At 63.4% G+C, this 24,771-nt stretch carries 20 protein-coding genes; 10 read left to right on the top strand and 10 right to left on the bottom strand.

Translation table 11 applies throughout. The features are described 5' to 3' along the window. Positions 1-2: 2 nt before the first annotated feature. Entirely contained in the window at positions 3-782 is a 780-nt protein-coding gene (locus GBB11_RS00630) for a metalloregulator ArsR/SmtB family transcription factor (protein ID WP_225979076.1), read from the bottom strand. Positions 783-938: 156 nt separating this feature from the next. On the opposite strand from GBB11_RS00630, the gene mptB reads away from it, so the two are divergent. The 5 genes from mptB (at position 939) to GBB11_RS00655 (ending at position 6,763) form a co-directional block, all read left to right on the top strand. After that, positions 939-2,690 (top strand): polyprenol phosphomannose-dependent alpha 1,6 mannosyltransferase MptB, encoded by a 1,752-nt coding sequence (gene mptB, locus GBB11_RS00635; RefSeq protein ID WP_151548610.1) that lies wholly within the window; start codon positions 939-941, stop codon positions 2,688-2,690. An 81-nt stretch (positions 2,691-2,771) separates the two neighbouring features. After that, positions 2,772-3,722 (top strand): ABC transporter ATP-binding protein, encoded by a 951-nt coding sequence (locus GBB11_RS00640; protein ID WP_151548611.1) that lies wholly within the window; start codon positions 2,772-2,774, stop codon positions 3,720-3,722. A gap of 58 nt (positions 3,723-3,780) precedes the next feature. Continuing rightward, the gene (locus GBB11_RS00645) at positions 3,781-4,551 is read left to right on the top strand and encodes an ABC transporter permease (protein ID WP_151548612.1); all 771 of its coding nucleotides are present in this window, start codon (positions 3,781-3,783) and stop codon (positions 4,549-4,551) included. Between the two features lie 130 nt (positions 4,552-4,681). After that, positions 4,682-5,671 (top strand): heme A synthase, encoded by a 990-nt coding sequence (locus tag GBB11_RS00650; protein ID WP_151548993.1) that lies wholly within the window; start codon positions 4,682-4,684, stop codon positions 5,669-5,671. Between the two features lie 132 nt (positions 5,672-5,803). After that, the gene (locus GBB11_RS00655) at positions 5,804-6,763 is read left to right on the top strand and encodes a quinone oxidoreductase (RefSeq protein ID WP_151548994.1); all 960 of its coding nucleotides are present in this window, start codon (positions 5,804-5,806) and stop codon (positions 6,761-6,763) included. Between the two features lie 107 nt (positions 6,764-6,870). Here the strand turns inward: GBB11_RS00655 and GBB11_RS00660 are convergent, their stop codons facing one another. Then, the gene (locus GBB11_RS00660; protein ID WP_151548613.1) at positions 6,871-7,803 is read right to left on the bottom strand and encodes a heme o synthase; all 933 of its coding nucleotides are present in this window, start codon (positions 7,801-7,803) and stop codon (positions 6,871-6,873) included. Positions 7,804-8,413: 610 nt separating this feature from the next. Here GBB11_RS00660 and tkt point away from each other — a divergent pair. The 5 genes from tkt (at position 8,414) to pgl (ending at position 15,202) form a co-directional block, all read left to right on the top strand. After that, positions 8,414-10,504, top strand: a complete 2,091-nt coding sequence (gene tkt, locus GBB11_RS00665; protein ID WP_192796335.1) for a transketolase — start codon at positions 8,414-8,416, stop codon at positions 10,502-10,504. Between the two features lie 115 nt (positions 10,505-10,619). Next, on the top strand, positions 10,620-11,696 hold the full coding sequence (gene tal / locus GBB11_RS00670) for a transaldolase (protein ID WP_151548614.1): 1,077 nt from the start codon (positions 10,620-10,622) through the stop codon (positions 11,694-11,696). 192 nt (positions 11,697-11,888) lie between these two features. Beyond that, entirely contained in the window at positions 11,889-13,421 is a 1,533-nt protein-coding gene (gene zwf, locus GBB11_RS00675; RefSeq protein WP_151548615.1) for a glucose-6-phosphate dehydrogenase, read from the top strand. Positions 13,422-13,494: 73 nt separating this feature from the next. Continuing rightward, entirely contained in the window at positions 13,495-14,469 is a 975-nt protein-coding gene (locus GBB11_RS00680) for a glucose-6-phosphate dehydrogenase assembly protein OpcA (protein ID WP_151548616.1), read from the top strand. Between the two features lie 28 nt (positions 14,470-14,497). After that, on the top strand, positions 14,498-15,202 hold the full coding sequence (gene pgl, locus GBB11_RS00685; RefSeq protein WP_151548617.1) for a 6-phosphogluconolactonase: 705 nt from the start codon (positions 14,498-14,500) through the stop codon (positions 15,200-15,202). 135 nt (positions 15,203-15,337) lie between these two features. Here the strand turns inward: pgl and secG are convergent, their stop codons facing one another. The 8 genes from secG to uvrC form a co-directional block, all read right to left on the bottom strand. Further along, the gene (gene secG / locus GBB11_RS00690; RefSeq protein WP_018019764.1) at positions 15,338-15,574 is read right to left on the bottom strand and encodes a preprotein translocase subunit SecG; all 237 of its coding nucleotides are present in this window, start codon (positions 15,572-15,574) and stop codon (positions 15,338-15,340) included. A 135-nt stretch (positions 15,575-15,709) separates the two neighbouring features. Then, the gene (gene tpiA, locus GBB11_RS00695) at positions 15,710-16,495 is read right to left on the bottom strand and encodes a triose-phosphate isomerase (RefSeq protein WP_151548618.1); all 786 of its coding nucleotides are present in this window, start codon (positions 16,493-16,495) and stop codon (positions 15,710-15,712) included. Between the two features lie 120 nt (positions 16,496-16,615). After that, positions 16,616-17,827, bottom strand: a complete 1,212-nt coding sequence (pgk, locus tag GBB11_RS00700; RefSeq protein WP_151548619.1) for a phosphoglycerate kinase — start codon at positions 17,825-17,827, stop codon at positions 16,616-16,618. Between the two features lie 241 nt (positions 17,828-18,068). Continuing rightward, the gene (gene gap, locus GBB11_RS00705; RefSeq protein WP_151528728.1) at positions 18,069-19,076 is read right to left on the bottom strand and encodes a type I glyceraldehyde-3-phosphate dehydrogenase; all 1,008 of its coding nucleotides are present in this window, start codon (positions 19,074-19,076) and stop codon (positions 18,069-18,071) included. 484 nt (positions 19,077-19,560) lie between these two features. Continuing rightward, positions 19,561-20,547, bottom strand: coding sequence for a DNA-binding protein WhiA (gene whiA / locus GBB11_RS00710; RefSeq protein ID WP_151548620.1), 987 nt, complete (start codon positions 20,545-20,547; stop codon positions 19,561-19,563). A 34-nt stretch (positions 20,548-20,581) separates the two neighbouring features. Next, positions 20,582-21,553, bottom strand: a complete 972-nt coding sequence (yvcK, locus tag GBB11_RS00715; RefSeq protein ID WP_151548621.1) for a uridine diphosphate-N-acetylglucosamine-binding protein YvcK — start codon at positions 21,551-21,553, stop codon at positions 20,582-20,584. Positions 21,554-21,616: 63 nt separating this feature from the next. Then, positions 21,617-22,483, bottom strand: a complete 867-nt coding sequence (gene rapZ, locus GBB11_RS00720) for an RNase adapter RapZ (protein ID WP_192796099.1) — start codon at positions 22,481-22,483, stop codon at positions 21,617-21,619. 170 nt (positions 22,484-22,653) lie between these two features. Then, complete coding sequence (gene uvrC, locus GBB11_RS00725) at positions 22,654-24,708, bottom strand: excinuclease ABC subunit UvrC (RefSeq protein WP_151548622.1); 2,055 nt, start codon at positions 24,706-24,708, stop codon at positions 22,654-22,656. Between the last annotated feature and the right edge of the window lie 63 nt (positions 24,709-24,771).

Here is a 24,771-nt window from a genome sequence, read left to right on the forward strand (position 1 = left end):
GTTCAGCTCCTTTCTTCAGGAGTGTGGTCTATGGGTGTTAAGGGAATGTTGGTCGTGCAAATTCCGTGCCCCTCGGTAATGGTCGCCAGCTGTTGCACGTGTTGACCGAGTAGCTCGGAGAGCACCTCATACTCTGCAGCGCATAGCTCGGGGTGTTCCGAGGCCACATGCGAGATGGGGCAATGGTGGTGGCAAATTTGCACGCCCCCACCAGCTTCTTTGACTTCGGATGCGTAGCCATTGGCATTGAGTGCATCCGCGACCTGTTGGGCTGTTTTATATGTCGAGTCTTCATCGTCCGCCGCAGGGTCCACATGCGCAAGTAGCTGGGCTACACGCTGCCGAGCGAACTCCCGCACGGCCTCGGGCCCACCGGTCTCCCGCAGCGCAGTGATAGCGAGCACGGCGAGAGTGTCGTAGTCGTGCCCAAAGTGGGCTCGGCCTTCGTCGGTGAGCTGGAATGCTTTGGCTGGTCGACCGCGCCCACGCCCGCGAGAGGAGCGGGGCTCCACCGTTTCCGCGAGGGCGTCGTCAACCAAAATATCGAGGTGACGGCGCACACCTGCCGCGGACAGCCCTAAGGCCTTACCCAATGCGGAGGCCGTCATTGGCCCCTGCTTGAGCAGGGTCATGAGGATCTGCTTGCGGGTATCACCATCCGTTGAGCGAGTTTCCACTTCGCTGCGTTTCTTCTCCTCGCCGCGAGCAAGCCCAGCGCGAGAAGCAGCCGTCGCCCGTGGCTGCACGGACGGAGTGGTGTGACGGGAAACAGAGTGCGTCATGTGCGCGTTCACCTCCTTAAATTCACTATGATGGACAACTCGTGTCTCATTATAAGACAACACTAGTGTTCCTTAATTAGCGGGGGCCGCGCAAACGCGATCCCTGCCGGCCAGCGTGCGCCAACGATGTCCCGGTGGTGTTTTAGACTCATAGCTGTGTCGGATACCCAACAGCCCCGCCGCCGGCGCGCGGCCGCAGCAGCAGATGATTTCAAGGCGACCCTGCCGCGTCTCGGCCACGCTGGCTCGCGCTCGGCCAGTCTGCACATTGGCGCCGAGCCAGAGGCGAGCGGGTCCACCATCGTGCGCGCCGCCACCGGCCATGATCTCCTCCCGGTCTCTAGCTCCCGCGCCCCACGGCGGATGGATCCGCTGCAGCTCGCTCGCTTTGCGACGCTGCGCTGGCTGGGCGCCCTCGGGGCACTGACGTTGGCCCTCGGTGGACTGGGCGCTGGGGCAAAGCCGGTGTTGGGAGATCCCTATACGTCTTTCCCAGGCGGCTCGATCATGGGGCGGATGATCCAAACCTCCTCCATCTTGGTGATCACCGGGGCGGGGTTGATGGTGATTGCATGGCTGCTCATCGCCCCGTTTGTGGGCGCGGATATGGCCCGCCCCCGCCACTCGCGGGTGTTGGTATCGACCTCCATGCTGGCGCGCACCTTCGTGGCCTGGGTGGCGCCGATCTTCTTCACCGCTCCCCTGTTTACCCAAGACATCTATTCCTATCTGGCGCAGGGCGCGATCGTGGATCGCGGTTTCGACCCCTATAGCGCCGGCCCGGTAGACATCCTCGGCACCGATGACGTGCTGGCCCGCTCGGTGCCGTTAATTTGGTCCCACTCACCCTCGCCCTATGGCCCCGTGGCACTCGGCATCGCGTCCGTGATTGCGAAGATCACCGGCGATTCGATCGCGGCCGGGGTATTCGCCCACCGCATCATCAGCTTAGTGGGCATGCTTCTCGCCGCCTGGGCGCTCAGCAAGCTGGCCAGCCGCTGCGGGGTGTCCGTACAGGCGGCGCTGTGGCTGGGCATTCTCAATCCCCTAGCCATCTTGCACCTCGTGGGCGGGATTCATAATGAGTCGATCCAATTGGGCCTCGTGCTACTCGGCATGGAATTGGGGCTACGCGGCATCGACCGTCTCAGCGCCCTTAAGGGACCGGCCTGGCAGGCGTGGGGCTTGGTCGTGGTCAGCGGGGTGCTGATCTCGAGCGCCGGCATGGTGAAAGTCACCGGCTTTATTGGCCTCGGCTTCATCGGTATGGCACTCGCTCGGCATATCCATCTCCGCGGGCGCCACACGGCCGTGGCGGTCCTCGGCGCGGGCGCGGTGCAGCTCGCCATACTCGTCGGCTCCGTGGCGGCCGTCACCGCGCTCACGGGCATCCCCACCGGCTGGATCAGCGGCCAAGGCGGCGCGGCCACCATCCGCTCCTGGCTCTCCCTGACCACAGACATCGGGGTGATCGGCGGCTGGATCGGCATGCTGCTCGAACTCGGCGATCACACCGAAGCACTGCTGAGCATCACTCGCGGGGTGGGCCTGCTGCTGGCAGCCGCCTTCATGGTACGCATGCTTTTTGCCACCTATCGCGGCACCATCCACCCCATCGGCGGGCTGGGGGTGGCCACCTTCATGCTGGTGCTCCTCTTTCCAGTGGTGCATCCCTGGTACATGCTCTGGGCCATTCTGCCCCTCGCCGCCTGGGCCAACCGGCGACTCTTCCGCGCCGGAGCGGCCGGCTATTGCGCCCTGCTCAGTTTGTTCATCATGCCGCGCGGGCTGTCGCTTCCTCCTACCACAGTGATCGCCATCTATGTGGGCTCTGCCCTGCTGGGCGTGGTTTTCCTCACCCTGGTCTACGTTTTCCTGCGCCGTCGCGGGATCGTTGGCTGGGACTAAGCGTCGACAAGCGTCGTAGGATGCGCGCCACGGCGGACAGGTTATGCCACGCGGCGGCTGGGTATCCTAGACTATCGAGTTGTGAATACTGAGCACAAAGATCGAACGGCGACCCCAGGTCCCGCCCTCGCGCTTAAAGAGCTAAGCAAATCCTTCGGGGCCACCCAGGCCGTCGCCGCGCTCAGTCTCAGCGTGGACCACGGTGAGGTCGTGGCCCTGCTTGGCCCCAATGGCGCAGGCAAGACCACCACGATCGAGATGTGCGAAGGCTTCCTCACGCCCACCGCAGGCAGCATTGAGGTGCTGGGAATCAACCCCACCACCCACCCAGAGCATGTCCGCCGCCGCATCGGTATCATGCTCCAAGGCGGCGGCACCTACCCAGGAATCAAGGTCGGAGAACTGCTCCGCCTGGTGGCCTCCTATTCAGCCCGCCCTCTCGATGTGGACTGGCTTTTGCATACCCTTGGCCTTGAGGGGCTGGTGAAAACCAACTACCGGCGGCTTTCTGGCGGCCAGCAGCAGCGCGTCTCCCTAGCCTGTGCCCTTATCGGGCGCCCAGAACTGGTCTTTTTGGATGAGCCCACTGCGGGCATGGATGCTCAATCGCGGCTGCAAGTGTGGGAGATCATCCGCAGCCTCAAGGCGGACGGGGTGACGGTCATCCTCACCACCCACCTGATGGATGAGGCCGAAGCGCTCGCCGACCGCGTTGTCATCATCGATCACGGCAGCGTCGTGGCCGAGGGCACACCCGAAGAACTCAGTTCCTTAAGCGCCGAGGCCGCCGATATCAGTTTTGAGACCAGCGTGGCTATCGATACCGCAGCCTTCTCCGCCGCCGTGGGGGCGAATGTCGTGGAGACCCACCCCCGCAGCTATCGCGTGCAGGCGGCGGCCACCCCGGAGCTGATCGCAGCTCTGGCTACCACTGCCCGCGCCCAGGATGTGCTACTGCGCAGCATATCCACCAACCATCGCACCCTCGAGGATGTTTTCCTTGATCTCACCGGACGCGAGATGCGCTCCTAGCAGCGCCAGCGCCCCACGTTGCATGACGGACTTGAAGCAGAGAAAAGAGGAATAACCAGTGACTAGCGCGCACACCCCCTTCCCCGCGGGCACGTTTCGTGCGGATCCCGAACGGGCCTCTGTGCCGGCCATGGTGTGGGCGCAGGCGGTGATCGAATCCAAGCTCTTCCTGCGCCACGGCGAGCAGCAACTGCTCAGCGTGATCATTCCCATCGCCCTGCTGCTGGGAATAAGCAAGGTCAACGTCTTTGATCTCGACGACCCCATCGCCCTCGCGGTGCCCATTACCTTCGCCATTGCGGCGCTCAGTTCCGGCTTTACCGGCCAGGCCATCGCGGTGGCCTTCGATCGCCGATACGGGGCCCTGAAACGCATCGGGGCCTCGGGAGTGCCCGCCTGGGCCATCATCGTGGGCAAGATCTGCGCAGTGGTGGTTGTCACCATCGTGCAGGTGGTACTCATCGGCGGAACCGCCCTGCTCCTCGGCTGGCAGACCAGCGGCATAGGAGTGGCCTATGCCGCGCTCATGCTCGTCATCGGGTTGTGCGTCACCACCTCGCTCGGCATGCTGCTCGGCGGCACACTCTCCTCCGAGGCAGTACTGGCGCTGGCCAATCTCATCTGGTTCATCCTCATAGGCATCGCCGGTTTTTCCATGCTCGATCCCGACGCGGCCGGGCTGCTGAATGCGGTGCCCTCGGTGGCGTTGGCCATTGGCCTCGACCGGGCCTTCAGCGGCACCTTCCCCGTGGCCCAAGCGCTCATATTGGCGCTGTGGGCAGTGGCAGCCATGTGGGCGGCGAATCGCTGGTTTAAGTTCCACGACTAGAGACGTGTCACACCTCCGCGTTCTCATGCACGCCTAAGTTTCTTTCAGCCACGTCAGACAATAAAATAGGACAACTGTGAGTACCCACGCATCGACCCCAACGCCGCCGCAACCCGTGCAGAATCGTCGCATGGGTCTGCGCAGCCAGTCGCCCAAAGTATCCACCCAGCGCCTGCTTGCCCTATTTACGCTGATCGCCCAAGGCGGCATCACCGTAACCGGCTCCATTGTGCGTGTCACCGGCTCTGGATTGGGGTGTAATACGTGGCCACAATGTCACGAGGGTTCCTTCGTGCCAGTGGCTGGGGCAGCGCCGTGGATTCAACAGGCCATCGAGTTCGGCAACCGTCTGCTGACCTTCGTGCTCATTATCTTCGCCGGCATGCTGCTGCTCTCGGTGATCTCGGCTGGCCGCCGCAAGGAGATCGTCAACCTCGCATGGGTACAGGTTCTCGGCATCGTGTTACAGGCAATTATCGGTGGCGTCTCGGTGCTCATCAACCTCCAATGGTGGTCGGTCGCCCTGCACTTTATTCCCTCCATACTGCTGGTATTTTTCGCCGGCATACTCTTTGTGCGCGTCCAAGAGCCCGATACCGGCACGATCACTTTCAACTATCCGGCCGCGCTCCGTGGGCTCGCCGCCGGCGCTGCCGTGGCGCTGCTTATCACCGTGATCACCGGCACCATGGTCACCGGCGCGGGAACGCACTCCGGTGACGCTGAGATCCGCCCCGAGGATCGCCTGCAGGTAGACATCGTGGAGATCGCGAATCTGCACGCGCACGCAATGTATCTCTATCTCGGCCTCACCATCGGCTTGGCCGTGGCCTTCGTAGCGGTGAAGACGCAGCTGAAGATCGTCAAGCTCGGCTTCTGGTTGGTGGCTATGGTCGTCGTCCAAGGCGCTGTTGGCATCATTCAGTACAACTGGTCCATTCCGGCTTGGACCGTGCCCGTGCACGTCGGCATGAGCTCGGTGTGCACCGCGCTGACCGCGGTGGTCTACGCCCACTACGCCCGCCGCCAAGGATCGGCGCTCGTCACCGGTTCTCCCGCGGGCGATGAAAAACGCACCATCATCCAAGAGGATCGCAGCAACAAGGCCGCGAAAAACTAGCGCGCTCCTTACACCCCGAACTCCTCTCCCCCAGTACCTCGCTGCCGAACTCACGGCGCGGTGCTGGGGTTGTTCATTAGTATCGACACTATGACCGCACATACCGCATCAAAGAACACTGTCCCCAGCACCATGCGCGCTATCTGCGTGGAGGAACCTGGTGGCGTCGAGAAGCTCCAACTACGAGAGGTCAGCGTTCCCGAGCCCAGCGATTCTGAGGTGCTGGTGTCCGTGGATTATGCGGGCGTCAACTACATCGATACCTACTATCGCGAGGGAATTTATCACTCCTCGCTGCCGATGACGATCGGCTTCGAAGGCACTGGGCGGGTGGCCTATGACCCCCAGGGCGAGATCGCCGCCGGCACACTCGTCGCGTGGTGCGATGGCTTTGGCTCCTATGCAGAATACGCCACCGTGCCGCGGGATCGTCTCGTGGCGGTACCCCAGGGCATCGAGCCCGAGGTAGCAGCCTCCATGCTTTTGCAGGGCATTACCGCCCACTATCTCACCGATGGCGTCTATCCCCTAAAGCAGGGCGATAGCTGCCTCATCACCGCCGGCGCGGGAGGTGTGGGCCTGATGGCCACCCAGTTCGCGCGGCTACGCGGGGCCACCGTCTACACCGTCACCTCCTCCGATGAGAAGGCCGAGCTCTCCTACGAGGCCGGCGCCACCGAGGTCTTTCGCTACTCCGAGAACCTTGCCGAGCAGGTGCGACGTTTCAATGGCGGGCATGGGGTGGATGTGGTCTATGACGGCGTGGGCCAAGCGACCTTCCACGAGTCCCTCGAGGTGGTGAAGCCGCGGGGCGTGGTGTGTCTCTTCGGCGCCGCCTCTGGGCCGGTGGAGCCCTTCGACCCGCAACTGCTTAATACCCACGGATCCATTTATCTCACCCGCCCCTCAATCGGCGCGTGGACCAGCCTCGAGGGCGAATTCACCCGTCGTGCCCAGGCCGTGACCCAAGAGATCATCGACGGCAATCTCAATGTTCGAGTCGGCGGCGTCTATGATCTTGCCGACGCCGCCCAGGCACATCGCGACCTGCAGAGCCGCGCCACCACCGGCTCAATTGTGCTGAAAATCTAAGACGCCGCCCACCCTCGGCATAGACGACGACACCCTCGATACCTGTGATGAACTCTCACGTATCGAGGGTGCTGCTGTAGTAAGAAGTGGCTGGGCGAGTGCCGGTATTAGAAGAGGATCTGGCCCCAACCGAAGCCTTCGCCGAGGGTCTGGAGCCCGAGGGCGGCGTCGACGGAGAGCGCCACGAACACCACGGCCAAATAGTTATTAGAGATGATAAACAGCCGGTAGGGCTTAGAGCGATCACCCGCGGCGGTGAGCCGGTGCACGCGATGGGCTTCCATGATGAACCACACGCCCGCAGCCACGGCAGCCACGGCATAGATCCAGCCGGTCGCCGGCAAGAGCAGCAGCGTGGTCGCCACGGTGATCCAGGTGTAGACCACGATCTGCTTGGTCACCTGCGTTTCGGTGGCCACCACCGGCAGCATGGGTACGCCCGCGGCCGCATAGTCCTTCTTATACTTCATTCCCAGCGCCCAGGTGTGCGGCGGGGTCCAGAAGAAGATGATGAGGAAGAGCACAATGGCCTGCCACCACTGGGCGTTATCGAGGTTCGGGATGCTATCGGTGATCACGGCCCAGCCCACGAGCACGGGCATACAGCCGGCAGCGCCGCCCCAGACCACGTTCATCGGTGTCCGACGCTTCAGCCATTTGGTGTAGACGAAGATATAGAAGGCGATGGTCACCATCACCAACATCGCGGCGGTCAGGGAGCCGCACAGTAGCCACAGCCAGAGGAAGCTGGCGACGGTCAGCGCCCATGCGAAGACGGCGGCGTTGCGGGTAGAGACGCTCGATTTCACCAGCGGCCTCGTGGAGGTTCGGGCCATCACCTGATCGATATCGGCATCAGCCACCATGTTGAACGTATTGGCGGCAGCCGCTCCCATCCAGCCACCGATGAGAGTGAGCAGGATGAGGACGAGGTCGATGGAGCCGCGATCGGCTTGGAGCATCGCGGGGAAAGTAGCCACGAGGAGAAGCTCGATCACTCTGGGCTTCGTCAGCGCAAAATAAGCCTTGATCGTCTCCAAGAAATCGCCTTCCCACAGGTGTACATCGCTCGTCGCTGGTTATTGCTGTCTGGTGCTCGCCGCGCGGCCCGTGCACAACGCACAGGACGGTGGCATCGGTGCGTCTACTCTCAGTTCGCTGCATGAAAAATTCCGCAGTCCATCTCGAGAGTAGTCGGTGGCTGGGGCAAAAAAGTTCCCACACGCCGCCTCCCCGTGGTTCGGGAACCCAACGCGCATCCCTGATGCGGACTCGAATTCCGTACCCCATTTATATGGGGCGGGCCGCTACCGAATAAGTGTGCCGCAACCCACACCACGGGCCGCGGCGGTGGCCACGACGGCCACCAAGGGCCTAATCCTAGCGTGCGCCAGCGCCGAAGGTGAATCACCGCCACACCTTCCCACCGTGTGGGAGGGTGGGATCGACCGAATCCGTGGGGTGTGAGAAACACCGCTACCGCGTGTGGGTGCGAGGGCGCTGCACCCACTAGACTGGTGAACGATTGTGCGTGGCCCCGTCGCGCACTGCCGCGGCCACCGCCCCTGCCCCACCTCAACGCGGGTGGGCCTCACAGTTTCGGTGGACGCGAACATACGACCAGCACTGATAAGAAGGATGATTGAAGCAGTGGCCCTTTCCCCTGAGCTGAAGGAATTCACCACCCGGAACTACCCGGAGACGTGGACTGAGTTGGACACTCGCGCCGTGGATACCGCGCGCGTCCTCGCCGCCGACGCCGTCCAGAACTGCGGCTCCGGCCACCCCGGCACCGCCATGAGCCTGGCCCCGCTGGCTTATACCCTGTACCACCGCGTCATGAACGTCGCGCCGCACGATCCCACGTGGGCTGGCCGTGACCGCTTCGTGCTCTCCTGCGGCCACTCCTCGCTGACCCAGTACATCCAGCTCTATCTCGCGGGCTTCGGCCTCGAGCTGGACGATCTCAAGGCGCTGCGCACTTGGGGATCGCTCACCCCGGGACACCCCGAGTACGGCCACACCGATGGTGTGGAAATCACCACCGGCCCGCTGGGCCAGGGCCTCGCTTCTTCTGTGGGTATGGCCATGGCCGCCCGCCGTGAGCGTGGTCTCTTCGACCCCGAAGCCGCCCCCGGCGAGTCCCCCTTCGATCACTTCATCTATGTCATCGCCTCCGATGGCGATGTGCAGGAGGGCGTGACCGCCGAGGCGTGCTCCCTGGCCGGCACCCAAAAGCTGGGTAACCTCATCGTGTTCTGGGACGATAACGGCATCTCCATCGAGGACGACACCACCATCGCCTTCACCGAGGACGTCGCCCAGCGCTATGAGGCCTACGGCTGGCAGGTGCTCGAGGTCACCGGTGAAGATGTGGCCGCCATCGAAGAGGCAATCGCCCAGGCCAAGGCCGAGACCTCGCGCCCGACCTTTATCCGGATGCGCTCGGTGATCGCCTACCCCGCCCCGAACGCCATGAACACCGGCGCCTCCCACGGCGCTGCCCTCGGCGAGGAAGAAGTGGCCGCCATTAAGCGCGAGCTCGACTTCGACCCCGAGGCACACTTCGCCGTCGACGACGCCGTGATCGCACACACCCGCGAGGCCGTGGAGCGCGGCAAGGAGAAGGTGGCGGCGTGGACCGAGAAGTTCGATGCCTGGTCCGAGGCCAATCCCGAGAACCGCGCCCTCTTCGATCGCCTCAGGGCCTACACCCTGCCCGAGGGCTACGCCGATGAGCTGCCCACCTGGGATGCCGATGCGAAGGGTGTTGCCACCCGTAAGGCCTCCGAGGCTGTGCTGCAGGCCCTAGGCGCCACCCTGCCCGAGCTTTGGGGCGGCTCCGCCGACTTGGCTGGTTCCAATAACACCGTGATCAAGGGCGCCGATTCCTTCGGCCCGACGGAGATCACCACCGATACGTGGACCACCAGCCCTTATGGCCGCAATATGCATTTCGGTATCCGTGAGCACGCTATGGGTTCGATCATGAACGGTATCGCGCTGCATGGCGGCACCCGCCCCTACGGCGGAACCTTCCTCATCTTCTCCGACTACATGCGTCCGGCTGTGCGTCTCGCCGCCCTCATGGGTACCGATGCCTTCTATGTGTGGACCCACGATTCGATCGGCTTGGGCGAGGACGGTCCTACCCACCAGCCGGTGGAGCAGCTGGCCTCGCTGCGCGCCATCCCGAACATGTCCATGCTGCGCCCGGCGGATGCGAATGAGACTGCCGCTGCGTGGAAGGCGGCACTGGAGTACCGCAAGGGCCCGAAGGGCTTGGCGCTGACCCGCCAGAACATCCCCGTGCTGGAGGGAACGAAGGACAAGGCTGTCGAGGGTGTGGCCCGCGGCGGCTATGTGCTGGTGCGAGAGTCCGCTGAGACCCCCGACGTGATCCTCATGGCTACCGGCTCCGAGGTGCACCTGGCTGTGGAGGCCGCGCAGCGCCTAGAGGCCGAGGGCACCGCCACCCGCGTGGTCTCCATGCCCTGCATGGATTGGTTCGCCGAGCAGGATCAAGACTATATCGACGAAGTGCTGCCGCCCGCAGTGACCGCCCGCGTGTCCGTGGAAGCCGGTGTGGCTATGCCCTGGTACCAGTGGCTGGGCAGCCAGGGCGAGGCCGTGTCTCTGGAACACTTCGGTGCCTCTGCCCCCTATGAGAAGCTTTTCGAGGAGTTCGGTATCACCACCGACGCCGTGGTGGCCGCCGCCAAGAAGAGCCTTTCGCGCTAACGATCCTCTTAACCATCCTCTGCCCATCGCCATACCCACCACCGGTCCGCCGCGACCGGGGTTATGGTGGTGGGCATCCACTACCCCACTAGCTCTCAAGGAGAGTGTGCAGTTTATGAGCACTATCGATGACATCTATGAGCTCGGAACCTCGACATGGCTCGATGATCTCTCACGCGATCGCCTCGACTCCGGCAACCTCGCCGAGATGATCGAATCCACCTCCATTAAGGGTGTCACCACCAATCCGGCAATCTTTGCCAAGGCCATGACCACCGGCAACGCCTATGATGAGCAGCTCAAGGAGCTCGCTAGCTCCCGCTTGGGCGCGGATGAGGCCGTCTACGCCATGGCGATCGACGATGTGCGTCGCGCCTGCGATGCCTTCGCCGAGGTCTACGAGCAGACCAAGGGCGTCGATGGACGGGTATCCATCGAGGTTGATCCCCGCATCTCTGCTGAGCGGGAGGCCACGCTGGTGCAGGCCCGCAACCTGTGGCAGCGGGTGGACCGTCCGAACCTGATGATCAAGATCCCCGCCACCGAGGAGTCTCTGCCGGCGATCAGCGATGCGCTGGCCGAGGGCATTAGCGTCAATGTCACCCTCATCTTCTCCGTGGCCCGCTACCGAGAGGTTGTTGCCGCCTATATCGAGGGCATTCAGCGCGCTGCCGAGAACGGCCACGATGTCTCCACTATTCACTCGGTGGCCTCCTTCTTCGTTTCCCGCCTCGACACCGAGGTGGATGCCCGACTGGAAAAGATCGGCTCCGAGGACGCGCTGGCACTGCGCGGCAAGGCGGGTGTGGCCAATGCTCGCCGCGCCTATGACGTGTTCCAAGAACTCTTCGCCGCCGCTGATCTGCCTGCCGGCACCCATGTGCAGCGCCCGCTGTGGGCCTCTACTGGGGTAAAGAACCCGGACTACCCCGCGGATCTCTACGTCACCGAGCTGGTGGGCCCGCACACGGTAAACACCATGCCCGAGGCGACGATCGACGCGACCCTTGCGGCCAGCGCCAAGGGCGAGACCCTCACTGGGCACTCCGCAGAGTCGGACGAGCTGTTCAGCCAGCTCGATGCGCTCGGCGTGGACTTCGAGGATGTCTTTGACACCCTCGAGCGCGAAGGTGTGGAGAAGTTCGTCGACAGCTGGAATGACCTGCTGGAAAAGATCGACGCCCGCATCTAGCGGCCGAGCCTGCACCGCCTAGTGGAATATCTGCCCTCTAGGCGGTGTTTCCGGCTGTATGGCCCTGCAGCCTAGAATGAAGCGGCTCGCTTTCGCACCCCGAGGAGGCGGCGTCGTCAATGCTGCAGCGTGCGCGCTAGATTTGGGGTAGTGAGAACGCAGGAACGATCCACACATCAGAAGAGGACTGACATGGACTATCAGCCGCCGTCGAACCCCTTGCGGGACCCGCACGATAAGCGCCTACCGCGTATCGCCGGCCCCTCCGGCATGGTGATTTTTGGCGTCACGGGCGATCTGGCGCGCAAGAAGCTGCTGCCAGCGGTGTATGATCTCGCCCATCGCGGGCTGCTGCCGGCTGGTTTTAGCTTGGTCGGTTATGGACGTCGCGAGTGGGATAAAAAGGACTTCGAGGACTATGTCCGCACCGCCGTGAAGGACGGCGCCCGCACCTCCTTCCGCGAGAACGTGTGGGAGCGGCTCGCCGAAGGCATGGAGTTTGTCACCGGCAACCTCAACGTGGACGAAGACTTCGATAAGCTGCGCGACACGCTCGACGCCATTGATTCTTCCCGTGGCACCGCCGGTAACTGGGCCTTTTATCTCTCGGTTCCGCCGGCACACTTTACCGACGTGTGCCATCAGCTGGATCGATCCGGTCTCGCCGAGGACGAGGGTGAATCCTGGCGCCGGGTAATTATTGAAAAGCCCTTCGGCCACGATCTGGAGTCGGCTAAGGAACTCAATGAGATCGTGAACTCGGTCTTCCCCGAGAATGCCGTCTTCCGTATCGATCACTATCTCGGCAAAGAGACTGTGCAAAACATCATGGCGTTGCGCTTTGCCAATCAGCTCTTCGAGCCTTTCTGGAATGCGCAGTTTATTGATCACGTGCAGATCACCATGGCCGAGGATATCGGCCTCGGAGGGCGCGCTGGCTATTATGACGGCATTGGTGCGGCCCGCGATGTGATCCAAAACCACCTGCTGCAGTTGCTGGCGCTGGTAGCGATGGATGAGCCACGCACCATCTCCCCCGATGAGCTCCAGGCGGAGAAGGTAAAGGTGCTGCGGGCGACAAAGCCGGTCTATCCGCTCGGCAAGACCACCGCCCGCGGACAGTACACCGCCGGCTGGCAGGGCTCGAAGAAGGTCATTGGGTTGCGCGATGAGGACGGTTTTGATCCTGACTCGAATACCGAAACCTTCGCCGCCTGCACCCTCGAGATCGAAAACCGCCGCTGGGCAGGGGTGCCTTTCTACCTGCGCACGGGCAAAAGGCTCGGCCGTCGTGTCACCGAGATCGCGGTGGTATTGAAGAATGTGCCCCATAATCCCTTCGGGGATTCCACCATGGGCACCCTGGGCCCCAATGCCGTGGTGATTCGCGTGCAGCCGGACGAGGGCGTCCTGATGCGCTTCGGCTCCAAGGTGCCCGGCTCCACCATGGAGGTCCGCGACGTGAACATGGACTTCTCCTATCGCGAAGCCTTCACCGAGGAATCACCGGAGGCCTATGAGCGTCTCATCCTCGATGCGCTTCTCGACGAGGCCAGCCTCTTCCCCACCAATGAAGAGGTGGAGTTGAGCTGGACCATCCTTGATCCCATTCTGGAGTTCTGGGCGCAGCGCGGCCAGCCCGATGACTATCGCGCCGGCACGTGGGGCCCAGAATCCGCCGACACTATGATGGAACGCGACGGACGCCATTGGCGTCGCCCCTAATGCGACCACCGCGAGCTATGACGGCCCGCCCTTTATCGTCCGCTGCCCCCAACGAAGGAAAGACAAGTCTCCCGTGATCTTTTCTCTGCCCTCCACAACGTCTAGGGATATCTCTAAGGCGCTTGTCAGCATCCGCGACACCGGCTCCCAGGTGATGACCGGCCGTGTACTCACTCTCATCATTGTGGCCTCCACCGAGGACAACACCACAGAACTCATCGAATTGGCTACCGACGCCACCCGCGAGCACCCCGCCCGCGTACTCATGGTGCTGCCCGAGCCCACCGAGGGCGAGGACAACCTCAACGCGGAAATCCGCATTGGTGGCGACGCCGGCGCCTCCGAGATCGTGGTCATGCGGGTGCGCGGCGAATTGGCCTCGCATATCGATTCCCTGGTCACTCCCCTGTTGCTGCCGGACACCCCGATCGTGGCCTGGTGGCCCTCCCGGGCGCCGGAGATTCCCGCCGAGGACCCTATCGGCAAGATCGCGCAGCGGCGCATCACCGATTCCTTCTTTGATCCCCGCGAGGACGCCATTTGCGTCCGCCGCAGCAACTATGCCCCCGGCGATTCCGATCTGGCGTGGTCGCGGCTGACTACCTGGCGCGGTGTGGTGGCCTCGGCACTGGATCGCCCGCCGCATCACGAAATCGTAGGCGTGGAGATCACCGGCCCGCAGGAGTCCCCCTCCGTGGAGCTCGCTGGGGGTTGGCTGGCTGATCGTTTGGGGCTCACTGTGGCGCGCCACTCCGTGGCCTTTGCCCGCCTCGCCTCGCCGGTGTTCACGCTGGTATTGCACCGCAAGGATGCCGAGCCGGTCGTGGTCGAGGCCGTGGATCGGCGCACCATGCGTGTCTCGGTGCCCGGCTCGACCGATGCCTTGGTAGCGGCGTCGCGGCGCAGTATCGCGGATTGTCTCGCCGAGGAGCTGCGTCACCTCGACCCCGATCGCGCCTATGGTCAGGCGCTACGCGGAATCTCGCGGGTCCACCCCGCCGATGAGCCGGCGGCTACCGCCGGGGCGAGCACAACCGCCGCGGACTAACCCCTACCTTTCGCAAGGAGTACGCACCATGGAATCTATTGTGGCCATCCGTGAATTCGACAGCAAAGAGGCCGTGTGCGCGGGCGCGGCCCGCGACATCGCCGATATCATCGCCGAGGCCATCGCGGAACGCGGCGAGGCGCATGTGGTGCTCACCGGCGGCTCGGTGGGTATCGGCACCCTCGCGGCCTTGCGTGAGTGCAGCGTGGACTGGCAGAAGGTGCACGTGTATTTCGGCGATGAGCGCGCGGTACCGGTCGATGATCCGGAGTCCAATGAAGGCCAGGCCCGCGCGGCGCTATTAGATCATGTGGACATCCCCGAAGCGCACATTCACGGCTATGGATTGGGTGAGAACAGCTTGGAGGATGCTTCCCGTGACTACGCAGCGACGCTGCCGGAGCTGATCGATCTCCACCTGCTGGGCATGGGACATGAGGGGCACATCAACTCCCTCTTCCCGCATGCCGCCGCGACTCTCGCCAGCGAGGGCACGGTTATGGCCGTGAGGGATTCCCCGAAGCCGCCCGCCGAGCGCGTCACCCTTACTCTGCCGCGGGTACAGTCCTGCCGCTATGTGTGGCTCTTGGTGTCTGGGGAGGAAAAGGCCGAGGCGGTCTCTCATGTGGTGCACGGCGGCGATCCTGCCGAATGGCCGGCCTGCGGGGCGCGCGGCAAGGTAGAAACAGCCCTGTATGTGTCTACCGATGCCCTGAGCCAGAGCGAGGTATAGCGACCAAGCCACGGCTCTAGCCGCTAATGGCCCGAGCTCCGCGGGCTACATCACAACAGCAGAAAGGCCGCGCCACCGATAACAGGTGGCGCGGCCTTTTCTCTCCCGCACGTCGTGCGCGCGGGCTGGCGCTAGCTAGGAGGCGTAGGCCTGCAGCAGGTTCAGACCGACAATGCAGCCGATCCACACCAAGGCGGTGAGGATGGTGAGACGGTCGAGGTTCTTTTCAACGACGGTCGAACCGGAAAGATTCGACTGCATGCCGCCACCGAAAAGGCTGGACAGTCCGCCACCCTTGCCCTTGTGCAAAAGAATGAACAGGGTCATCAGAAGTGCGGAAACAACCAGCACAATTTGGAGTGCGAGAACCATGTGTCTCCTCTGGATTAGGCAGTTAAGACGTGGGCAGCCGACGCCGGTGGCGCACCGCCCGATGAACGATCCCTAAGCATACACCAACGCCGCCTACGGCTGGTAGACGGCGCAAGGTGTGTGCCGCGTGGGCTCTTAGGACACGGCCTGAGCGGCGTTAGCGGCCAGCTTGGCGAACTCTTCGCCGTCCAAGGAGGCGCCACCGACGAGGCCGCCGTCCACATCGGCCTGGGAGACGATCTCGGCGATGGAATCCACCTTCACGGAACCTCCGTAGAGGATACGAATACCGGCGGCGATGTCCTCATCAGCCAGCTCGGCGACGGCGGAGCGAATGGCGGCGCAGACTTCCTGGGCGTCGGCCGGGGAGGCAACCTTGCCGGTGCCGATGGCCCAGACGGGCTCATAAGCGATGACGGTCTTGGAAAGCTCATCCTTGTCCAGACCAGCCAGGGAGGCCTTGGTTTGCTCGACCACGAAGGAGACGTGCTCGCCGGACTCGCGGACCTCGAGCTGCTCGCCGACGCACACAATGGGGCTGATGCCGTTCTTCAGAGCGGCCTTCGCCTTGGCGGCGACGATCTCGTCGGTCTCGTGGTGGTACTCGCGACGCTCGGAGTGGCCCACTACGGCCCAGGAGCAGCCCAGCTTGGCGAGCATGCTGCCAGAGACCTCGCCGGTGTAGGCGCCGGAGTCGTGCTGGGAGACGTCCTGGGCACCGTAGCTGATCTGCAGCTTATCGCCCTCGATGAGGGTCTGCACGCTACGCAGGTCGGTGAAGGGAACGGTGAGGGCGACGTCGACAGTCTCGTAGTACTCCTTCGGCAGGGCGAAGGCGAGCTTCTGTACGACGGCGGTGGCCTCGAGGTGGTTGATGTTCATCTTCCAGTTGCCGGCGATGAGCGGGGTGCGGGTAGCCATAAAGTGTTCGTTTTCCTCTCAAAAGGTAATGGGTATCGGGGGAATGCCCCCCTGCCGCCTCAGGTCGGTGCGGAGCACGGTCGCGTGCCGCGGATCTGAGGCGGGTGATAGTGGTGGGTTTTAGGCGAGCACAGCCACGCCGGGCAGTTCCTTGCCCTCGAGGAACTCGAGGGAGGCGCCGCCGCCGGTGGAGATGTGGGAGAAGCCGTCCTCATCCAGGCCAAGCACGCGGACGGAGGCTGCGGAGTCGCCGCCGCCGACAACGGTGAAGCTGTCGTTGTTTTGGGTGGCGTTGATGATGGCCTGGGCAACACCCTTGGTGCCGGCGGAGAAGGCCTCGAACTCGAACACGCCCATGGGGCCGTTCCAGAACACGGTCTTGGAGGACTCGATGACCTCGGCGAAGTGCTTGACGCTCTCCGGTCCGATGTCCAGGCTCATCCAGCCTTCGGGGATGGAGTCGAGATCCACAACCTTGCTCTCGGCGTCCTTGTTGAACTCGGAGGCGGCAATGAGGTCCACGGGGAGCACGATCTTATCGCCGTACTTCTCCAGCAGCTCCTTGCAGGTGTCGATCATTTCTTCCTGGAGCAGGGACTGCTGGACGTTGTGGCCCTGTGCGGCGAGGAAGGTGTAGCACATGCCGCCACCGATGATCAGCTTGTCCGCCTTGGAGGACAGTGCCTCGATCACGCCGAGCTTATCGGAGACCTTCGAACCACCGAGCACCACCATGTATGGGTGGGCGGGATCCTCGGCAACGCCCTGGAGCACGGATACTTCCTTCTCCACCAGGGAGCCGGCGTAGTGCGGCAGACGCTTGGCCACATCATAAACGGAGGTCTGGGCGCGGTGGACCACACCGAAGCCATCGGAGACGAAAGCGCCATCCGGGACCAGAGCCACGAGCTGGTCGGCGAATTCGCCGCGCTCGGCCTCGTCCTTGGAGGTCTCGCGCGGGTCGAAGCGCACGTTCTCCAGCAGCAGCACATCGCCCTCGTTCAGGCCATTAGCGCGCTCGTGGGCATCCTCGCCCACAACGTCGCCGGCCAGAGCCACGTACTGGCCCAGTTCCTCGCTCAGGGCCTCGGCGACGGGCTTGAGAGAGAACTTCGGGTTGACCTCGCCCTTGGGACGGCCGAGGTGGGCCATAACGACGACCTTCGCGCCGGCCTCGGTGAGGGCCTTGAGGGTGGGCAGGGAGGCCTTGATGCGGCCCGGATCGGTGATCTCCTGGTTCTCGTTCAGCGGCACGTTAAAGTCCGAGCGAACGAGGACGTAGCGGCCGTCCACGCCGTCATTGATCAAATCCTGAATGTTCTTCAAAGCCATCTCGGCTGAGCTCCTTAAAAATGTGTCAACACAGTGTGTCTCTTGGGGCGGCACTCCCCCAGCGCGCGGCTGCGAGATGGTGCCGTGGATATTCACTTATTCGCTAGTCAAGCCTAGTGAAACCAAACGCGGCCCGTCGGTGGTGTGCCGCGAGGCACACCCCGGGGCCGCGAGGTAGGGTCTACGCCGAGCCGCGTCTCACGACGGGGAGGCAGCGAAGGCGTAGAGAGAGCCGAGGCTCTTAGAGGCGCTCACCAACGTACTCGGTCAGGGAGACGAGCTGGTTGGAGTAACCCCACTCGTTGTCGTACCAGGAGACAACCTTGACCTGGTCGCCGATGACCTTGGTCAGACCGGAGTCGAAGATGGAGGCGTGAGCGTCGGTAACGATGTCGGTGGACACCAGCGGCTCATCGTCGGAGTAAGCCAGGATGCCCTTGAGCTCGCCCTCGGCAGCTTCCTTCATGGCAGCGTTGACGGCCTCGACGGAGACCTCGCTCTTAGCGGTGAAGGTGAGGTCGGTGGCGGAGCCGGTGATCACGGGCACGCGCAGTGCGTAGCCGTCCAGCTTGCCCTTGAGCTCCGGAAGAACCAGGGCCACAGCCTTGGCGGCACCGGTGGAGGTGGGGACGATGTTCTGAGCGGCAGCACGGGCGCGACGCAGATCCTTGTGGGGAGCGTCGTGCAGGCGCTGGTCACCGGTGTAAGCGTGCACGGTGGTCATGAGGCCGCGCTCGATACCGAACTTCTCGTCCAGCACCTTTGCCATCGGGGCGAGGCAGTTGGTGGTGCAGGAAGCGTTGGAGATGACGTGGTGGTTCTCCGGGTCGTAGTCGGTGTGGTTCACGCCCACGACGAAGGTAGCATCTTCGTTCTTCGCCGGAGCGGAGATGATGACCTTCTTGGCGCCAGCCTCGATGTGAGCCTTGGCAGCGTTAGCGTCGGTGAAGAAACCGGTGGACTCGATAACGATGTCCACGCCGAGCTCGCCCCACTTCAGGTTCTTCGGGTCGCGCTCTGCGGTCACAACCATGCGGTGGCCATCAACGGTGATGGACTCATCGTCGTAGGACACCTCCTTGCCCAGACGGCCAAGGATGGAGTCATACTTCAGCAGAGTGGAGAGAGTCTTATTGTCGGTGAGGTCGTTGAAAGCGACGACCTCAATGTCGGCGCCGCGCGACTGAATAGCGCGGAAGAAGTTACGGCCAATGCGGCCGAAGCCATTGATACCAACACGAATGGTCACGAAAGATCTCCTTGAAGATTGGGGATGTTGTCTCCGAATGAAGCCACCCCACAGGGGCTAATCCCCTACTCACTGGGGCGGTTGTGGATTCCCACACTCACCTTTGCCAGCGGGCCGGTCGGCTCATCCGGTGTCGCTTACTTACTCTACCGACGTAGCGACGTTTATGCAGTGGCGGATCCCCACTTTTCGCTTATCGACGCCCATTCATGCCCGCATCCGCTCCCGAAAACCAATAAAACAAAAAGGTTTCTCTGCCCGTTTATGCGATTGTCATCTCCCGACGCCCGATTTCCCACCGCATGCGCCCCTCATCACCCCCGAATGTGAAAATCCTCCCGCGCGGCGGGGGCGATTGCTACGCCTGCCTCCACCTTCGCGAGAGGATAGTGGGATTACTCACAGTTACTGTGGCGGTGGATGGATGGCACGGGCAAAGCGCCCCAGCAGTCACAGCAACACCACCACCCGCCACAGGAGGGTGTTAGATATCCTCGAGGTTCTCTTCGACCACTGCCTCGCTGGTCGGCGGCACCCCGATCTCGGCGGCCTTTTTATCGGCCATCGTCAGCAGCCGGCGTATACGCCCGGCCACCGCGTCCTTGGTCATAGGCGGATCAGCGAGGCGCCCCAGTTCCTCGAGGGATTCCTGACGATGCTTGATGCGTAGTGTGCCGGCCTCGACGAGATGCTCGGGCACATCGTCGCCGAGGATCTCCATGGCCCGCTCCACCTTGGCTGCTGCGGCCACCGCTGCCCGCACCGAACGACGAAGGTTGGCATCGTCGAAGTTGGCGAGACGATTGGCCGACGCCTGGTCTTCGCGCTTGATACGCTCTTCATCCCACTGCAGTCGCGTGAGATGGGCGCCGAGACGGGCGAGCAGCACCCCGATATCGGTGCCGTCTTTGACCACCACCTTCACTACCCCGCGGGTTTCTTTGGCCTTGGCGTTGACGTTCAGCCGTCGCGCCCCACCCACCAGCGCGGAGGCCGCCAGGGTGCAGGGTGCGGCAATCTCGAGCGCGGTCGAGCGCGCAGGATCGGCCAGCTGCCCAGAGGCCAGGAACGCTCCGCGCAGTGCTGCCTCGATCTCCACTACGGTGCCCGAGACGATATGCGGCGGCAGCCCCACCACGAGATGCCCCGAGCGGGTCACCAACCCCAGCCGGCGAATGATATCAGTGGTGCCATCGTCGAGGTGCAGCACATAGCGGCCATCCCGCGAGGTCGAGCTAGGACCGGGGGTGGTGATGCTCGGGGTGGCGTCGAAAAGCTCGCGGAAGAAGGTCTCGGCGCGGGTCGCGATGGCCTCGGTATCTACCTCGATGTCGATGACCGGCTGGCCTTGGGCGATGCTGATCTCGCCGCCGTAGCGGATGAGAGCGGCCAGTTCCGCCGCGCGGGCCTGGGGCCGGGTACAACGGGCAACGGCGAGTTCTTCTTTGACTCGCGCGGTGAGCGAGGCCATGGTCCTCCCTGTGTTCTATGCGGTGGTGGTGCGTCTAGCGCTGGGCGTAGGCGTGCTCGAGAGCCGTGGCGAGGCGCTGCGGATCGTGGGTATCAAGGTACCTGCCGGCCTCGTCGCGGCCACGCACGGGGGCAAAGTCGATCTCCGCGGAGAGCTTCTGCGCGGCTCGGATGAGATAGTTTTTCTCGTTGTGGGTGAAGGGGGTATCGGCGTCGATGATGATGCGATCCACCTGCAGCCGCGGCGCGTGTTGGGAGAGCATGTGGATGTGGCGCTCGATGGAGAAACCAGCCGTTTCGCCCGGCTCGGAGGTCAGGTTGAGCACCACTATGCGTTGCGCCTTCGTCTCCGCGATGGCGTCCACGATTCCGGGCACCAGCAGGTGCGGAATCACGCTGGAAAACCACGAGCCCGGGCCTAGGGTGACGATATCGGCGCCCAGAATGGCCTCGCGGGCGTGCTCGCTAACCTGCGGGGCCTCCGGGATCACCCGCACCCGCCGCACCGTGCCGGGGGTGGTGGCCACAGCCACTTGGCCGCGCACGGGGTGCATGATCCGCGGATCATCGTCCAGACCCGCCACGTCGGCTTCGATATCGAGGGGTTCTTCCACCATGGGCAGCACCCGCCCCGAGCAGCCCACGAGCTGCGCCACCGTGTCCAAGGCAGCCACCGGCGAGTCGAGGATCTCCCCGAGCCCTGCCAGCAGCAGGTTGCCCACGGCGTGGCCGGCGAGGGCGCCATTGCCGCCGAAGCGGTGCTGCAGCAGCTCCTCCCAGAGCTGTCCGTGCTCGGTGCGGGCCGATAGCGCCGCCAGCGCCATGCGGAGATCCCCGGGCGGTACTTGTTTGAGCTCCTTGCGGATGCGTCCCGAGGAGCCCCCGTCATCGGCCACGGTGACCACGGCGTTGACGGAGTCGGTGGCTAACAGCCGGGCAGCACGAAGGGTCTGGAAGAGGCCGTGGCCCCCGCCAAGGCTGGTAATCACAGCAGGTTGGGAAGACATAGTTGGTGTATAACTCGTTTCTGCAACGACGAGAGACGTATAAGGACAGCGAGCGAGTCGACGTTAGTTGCGGCTGAAGTGACGGTGCGCGACAGACACGTCCACATCGCTGAAGTTGTTCCGGATGCGGCGCGCCAATTCCTCGGCCACTGCCACGCTGCGGTGGTGCCCGCCGGTACAGCCCACCGCCACCGAGATGAAGTTCTTTCCCTCGCGGCGATAGCCGGTGGTCATCGGAGTGAGCATAGCCAAAAAGGCGGTGATGAACTCCTCCGCACCGGGCTGGGAGAGCACATAGTCGGACACGGCCTGGTCGGTGCCGCGGAAGGGCCGCAGCTCCGGCACCCAATAGGGGTTGGGCAAAAAGCGCACATCCAGCACGATATCGGCATCAGCGGGCGCGCCATGTTTGAAGCCGAAGGATTGCACGGTCACGTGCTGGCGGCGGCGTTCCAGTGTGGCGAAGCTCGATTCGATGGAGCGGCGCAGATCGTGCACGGACATCTCAGAGGTGTCAATGACCACATCGGCTTGTTCTTTCACCGCCGAGAGCATCTCGCGCTCGCGTTCGATGCCGGTTTGTAGCGTCCCGGAGCCTTGCAAGGGGTGGGTGCGGCGCACCGAGTCGAAGCGGCGAATGAGCACATCATCGCGGGATTCCATGAACAAGACGGTGGGATTATTGCCGCGCTCGTTCAGCTCCGCGATGGTTTGATCGAGGCTGCCTTTGAACTCGCGGGAGCGCACATCAGTGACCACCGCGAACTTCGACACCGGCGAGCCCTCGCGCAGGCAGAGGTCCACAAACTCCAGCACCATCGCTGCCGGCAGATTCTGCGCCACGTGGTAGCCCAGGTCTTCCAGCACGCGGGCCGCGGTATTCAGCCCCGCACCGGACATACCGGTGATGAGCACAGGCTTCGACTCCAGCGGCCGTTCTGCATCCTTATGCACGGCGCTTGTCGACGCCTTCTCGCTGCGGCTCTCAGCCGCCTCGGCAGGGCGGGAATCGTCTGTCAGGTCCGGGGAGTGAGGGGCTCGATCCATGGCTTTCATTCTAGCCACAGAGCGGAGGAGGGGAAGAGGCGTCGTCACGCGCGCTACGTGGTGGAGGAATGCAGCCCGTCATAGACGGCTTGGGCGAGATTCGGCCCAAAGCCTTTGACGGCCTGAATCTCCTCCACACTGGCCTCGCGGAGCTTTTTCACCGAACCAAAATGCTTCACCAGATCCGTCCGGCGGGCCGGTCCCAGACCCGGGATGGAATCCAAAGCGGAGTGCCGCAGCCGCTTAGAGCGCTGCTGGCGATGGAAGGTAATGGCGAAGCGGTGGGCTTCATCACGGATCTGCTGCAATAAGAAGAGTCCCTGGGAGTTGCGCGGCAGGATCAGCGGATCCTCCTCGCCGGGCAGCCAGATCTCCTCGAGGCGCTTGGCCAATCCGATGAGAGTGACATCCACCACCCCGAGCTCATCGAAGGCTGCCTGGGCAGCATTCACCTGGGGCAGACCACCATCGACGATGAATAGGTGCGGCGGGTAGGCGAAGCGCTTGGCCTCGGCGGACTGTTCCTCAACCTTCTCATCGCTGAAGGTGGAGCCATCGAATTCTTCCTCGTGCGGCACCGCAGATTTATCGGTGCTGTGGCGCATGAAGCGGCGGCGGGTGACCTCTGCGATGGAGGCAACATCGTCCGAGCGCCCCTCACCGGCGGCCTCTTTGATTTTGTAGCGGCGATAGTCTGACTTGCGCGGGGCGCCGTCCTCGAACACCACCAAGGAGGCCACCACATCGGTGCCTTGGATGTGGGAGATATCGGTGCACTCGATACGCAGCGGCGCCTGCTCGAGTCCAAGGGCTTCTTGGATGTCGTGTAGCGCGGCAGAGCGGGCGGTGAGATCGCCGATCCTTTTCAGCTTGTGCTGCTTCAAGGCCTCGGCGGCATTGCGGGCCACGGTATCGGCGAGGGCCCGCTTATCGCCGCGCTGTGGCACGCGGAGATCCACATTCGCCCCGCGCAGCTGGCTGAGCCAGGTCCGCAGCTGCTCGGCGTCCTCGGGCATGACTGGCACCAGCACCTCGCGGGGGATCACCGCCTGGCGCTCTGGGGTGGCTCGGGATTCCTGATCCACCCCGCGGCGGTTGTCGGACATATCAAGCTCGGCGTGTTCGGAGGACTCGGCGGCATCCCCATAGAACTGGGTGAGGAAAGTCCCCAGCAGCGCGGAGATGGCCGGGTCGGCAGCGTCGTTGAACTCGGTGGTGCTGGCGGTCGAAGCGTCTTTTTCCACAATCCATCCGCGCTGGCCACGAATACGGCCCTGGCGGACGTGGAAAAGCTGTACTGCCGCCTCCAACTGATCGGTGGAGACGGCGATGATATCGCAGTCGGTGCCATCGCCGAGCACCACGGCTTGGCGCTCCATCACTTTCTGGACAGCAGCCAGATCATCGCGCAGCCGCGCCGCCTTTTCAAAGTCCAGCTCCTCGGAGGCGGCGTACATATCGGCTTCGATGCGGGTGAGCACCTGATCTGTGCGGCCGGACATGAAGTCGATAAACCCGGCGACGATCTCGCGGTACTCCGGGATGGTCACCCGCGCCACACACGGGGCGCAGCATTTGTCGATATATCCGAGCAGGCAGGGGCGCCCGAGGCTTTCGTGGCGCTTAAACACCCCCGTGGAGCAGGTGCGGAGAGGAAATACTCGGGTGAGCAGATCGAGCGTCTCGCGGATGGCCCAAGCGTGCGAGTAGGGACCAAAGTAGCGGACCTGTCGGCGGCGCGGGCCGCGGTAGACGAAGGCGCGGGGATAATCCTCCCCCATGGAAACAGCCAGCACCGGATAGGTTTTATCGTCACGGTATTTGACGTTGAAGCGGGGATCGAATTTCTTGATCCACGTGTATTCCAGCTGCAGCGCCTCCACCTCGCTGGATACCACCGTCCACTCCACGCTCGCCCCGGCGAAGACCATGTGCCGAGTGCGGGGATGCAGGTTGGCCACGTCCTGAAAATAGCTGGACAGCCGCGAGCGCAGCGATTTGGCTTTGCCCACATAGATCACGCGGCCGTGCTCGTCGCGGAACTTATACACCCCCGGATCCACAGGAATGGTGCCGGGGGCGGGGCGATAGGTTGCTGGATCAGCCATAGGGATGTGGACGCGACCTTAACGTAACTGCTGAAGTGGGGAGGAGAGAAAGCGTCGGCGCTA

It is taken from the genome of Corynebacterium sp. 74A, assembly GCF_008930665.1.
GTDB classification, from domain to species: Bacteria; Actinomycetota; Actinomycetes; order Mycobacteriales; family Mycobacteriaceae; genus Corynebacterium; species Corynebacterium megadyptis.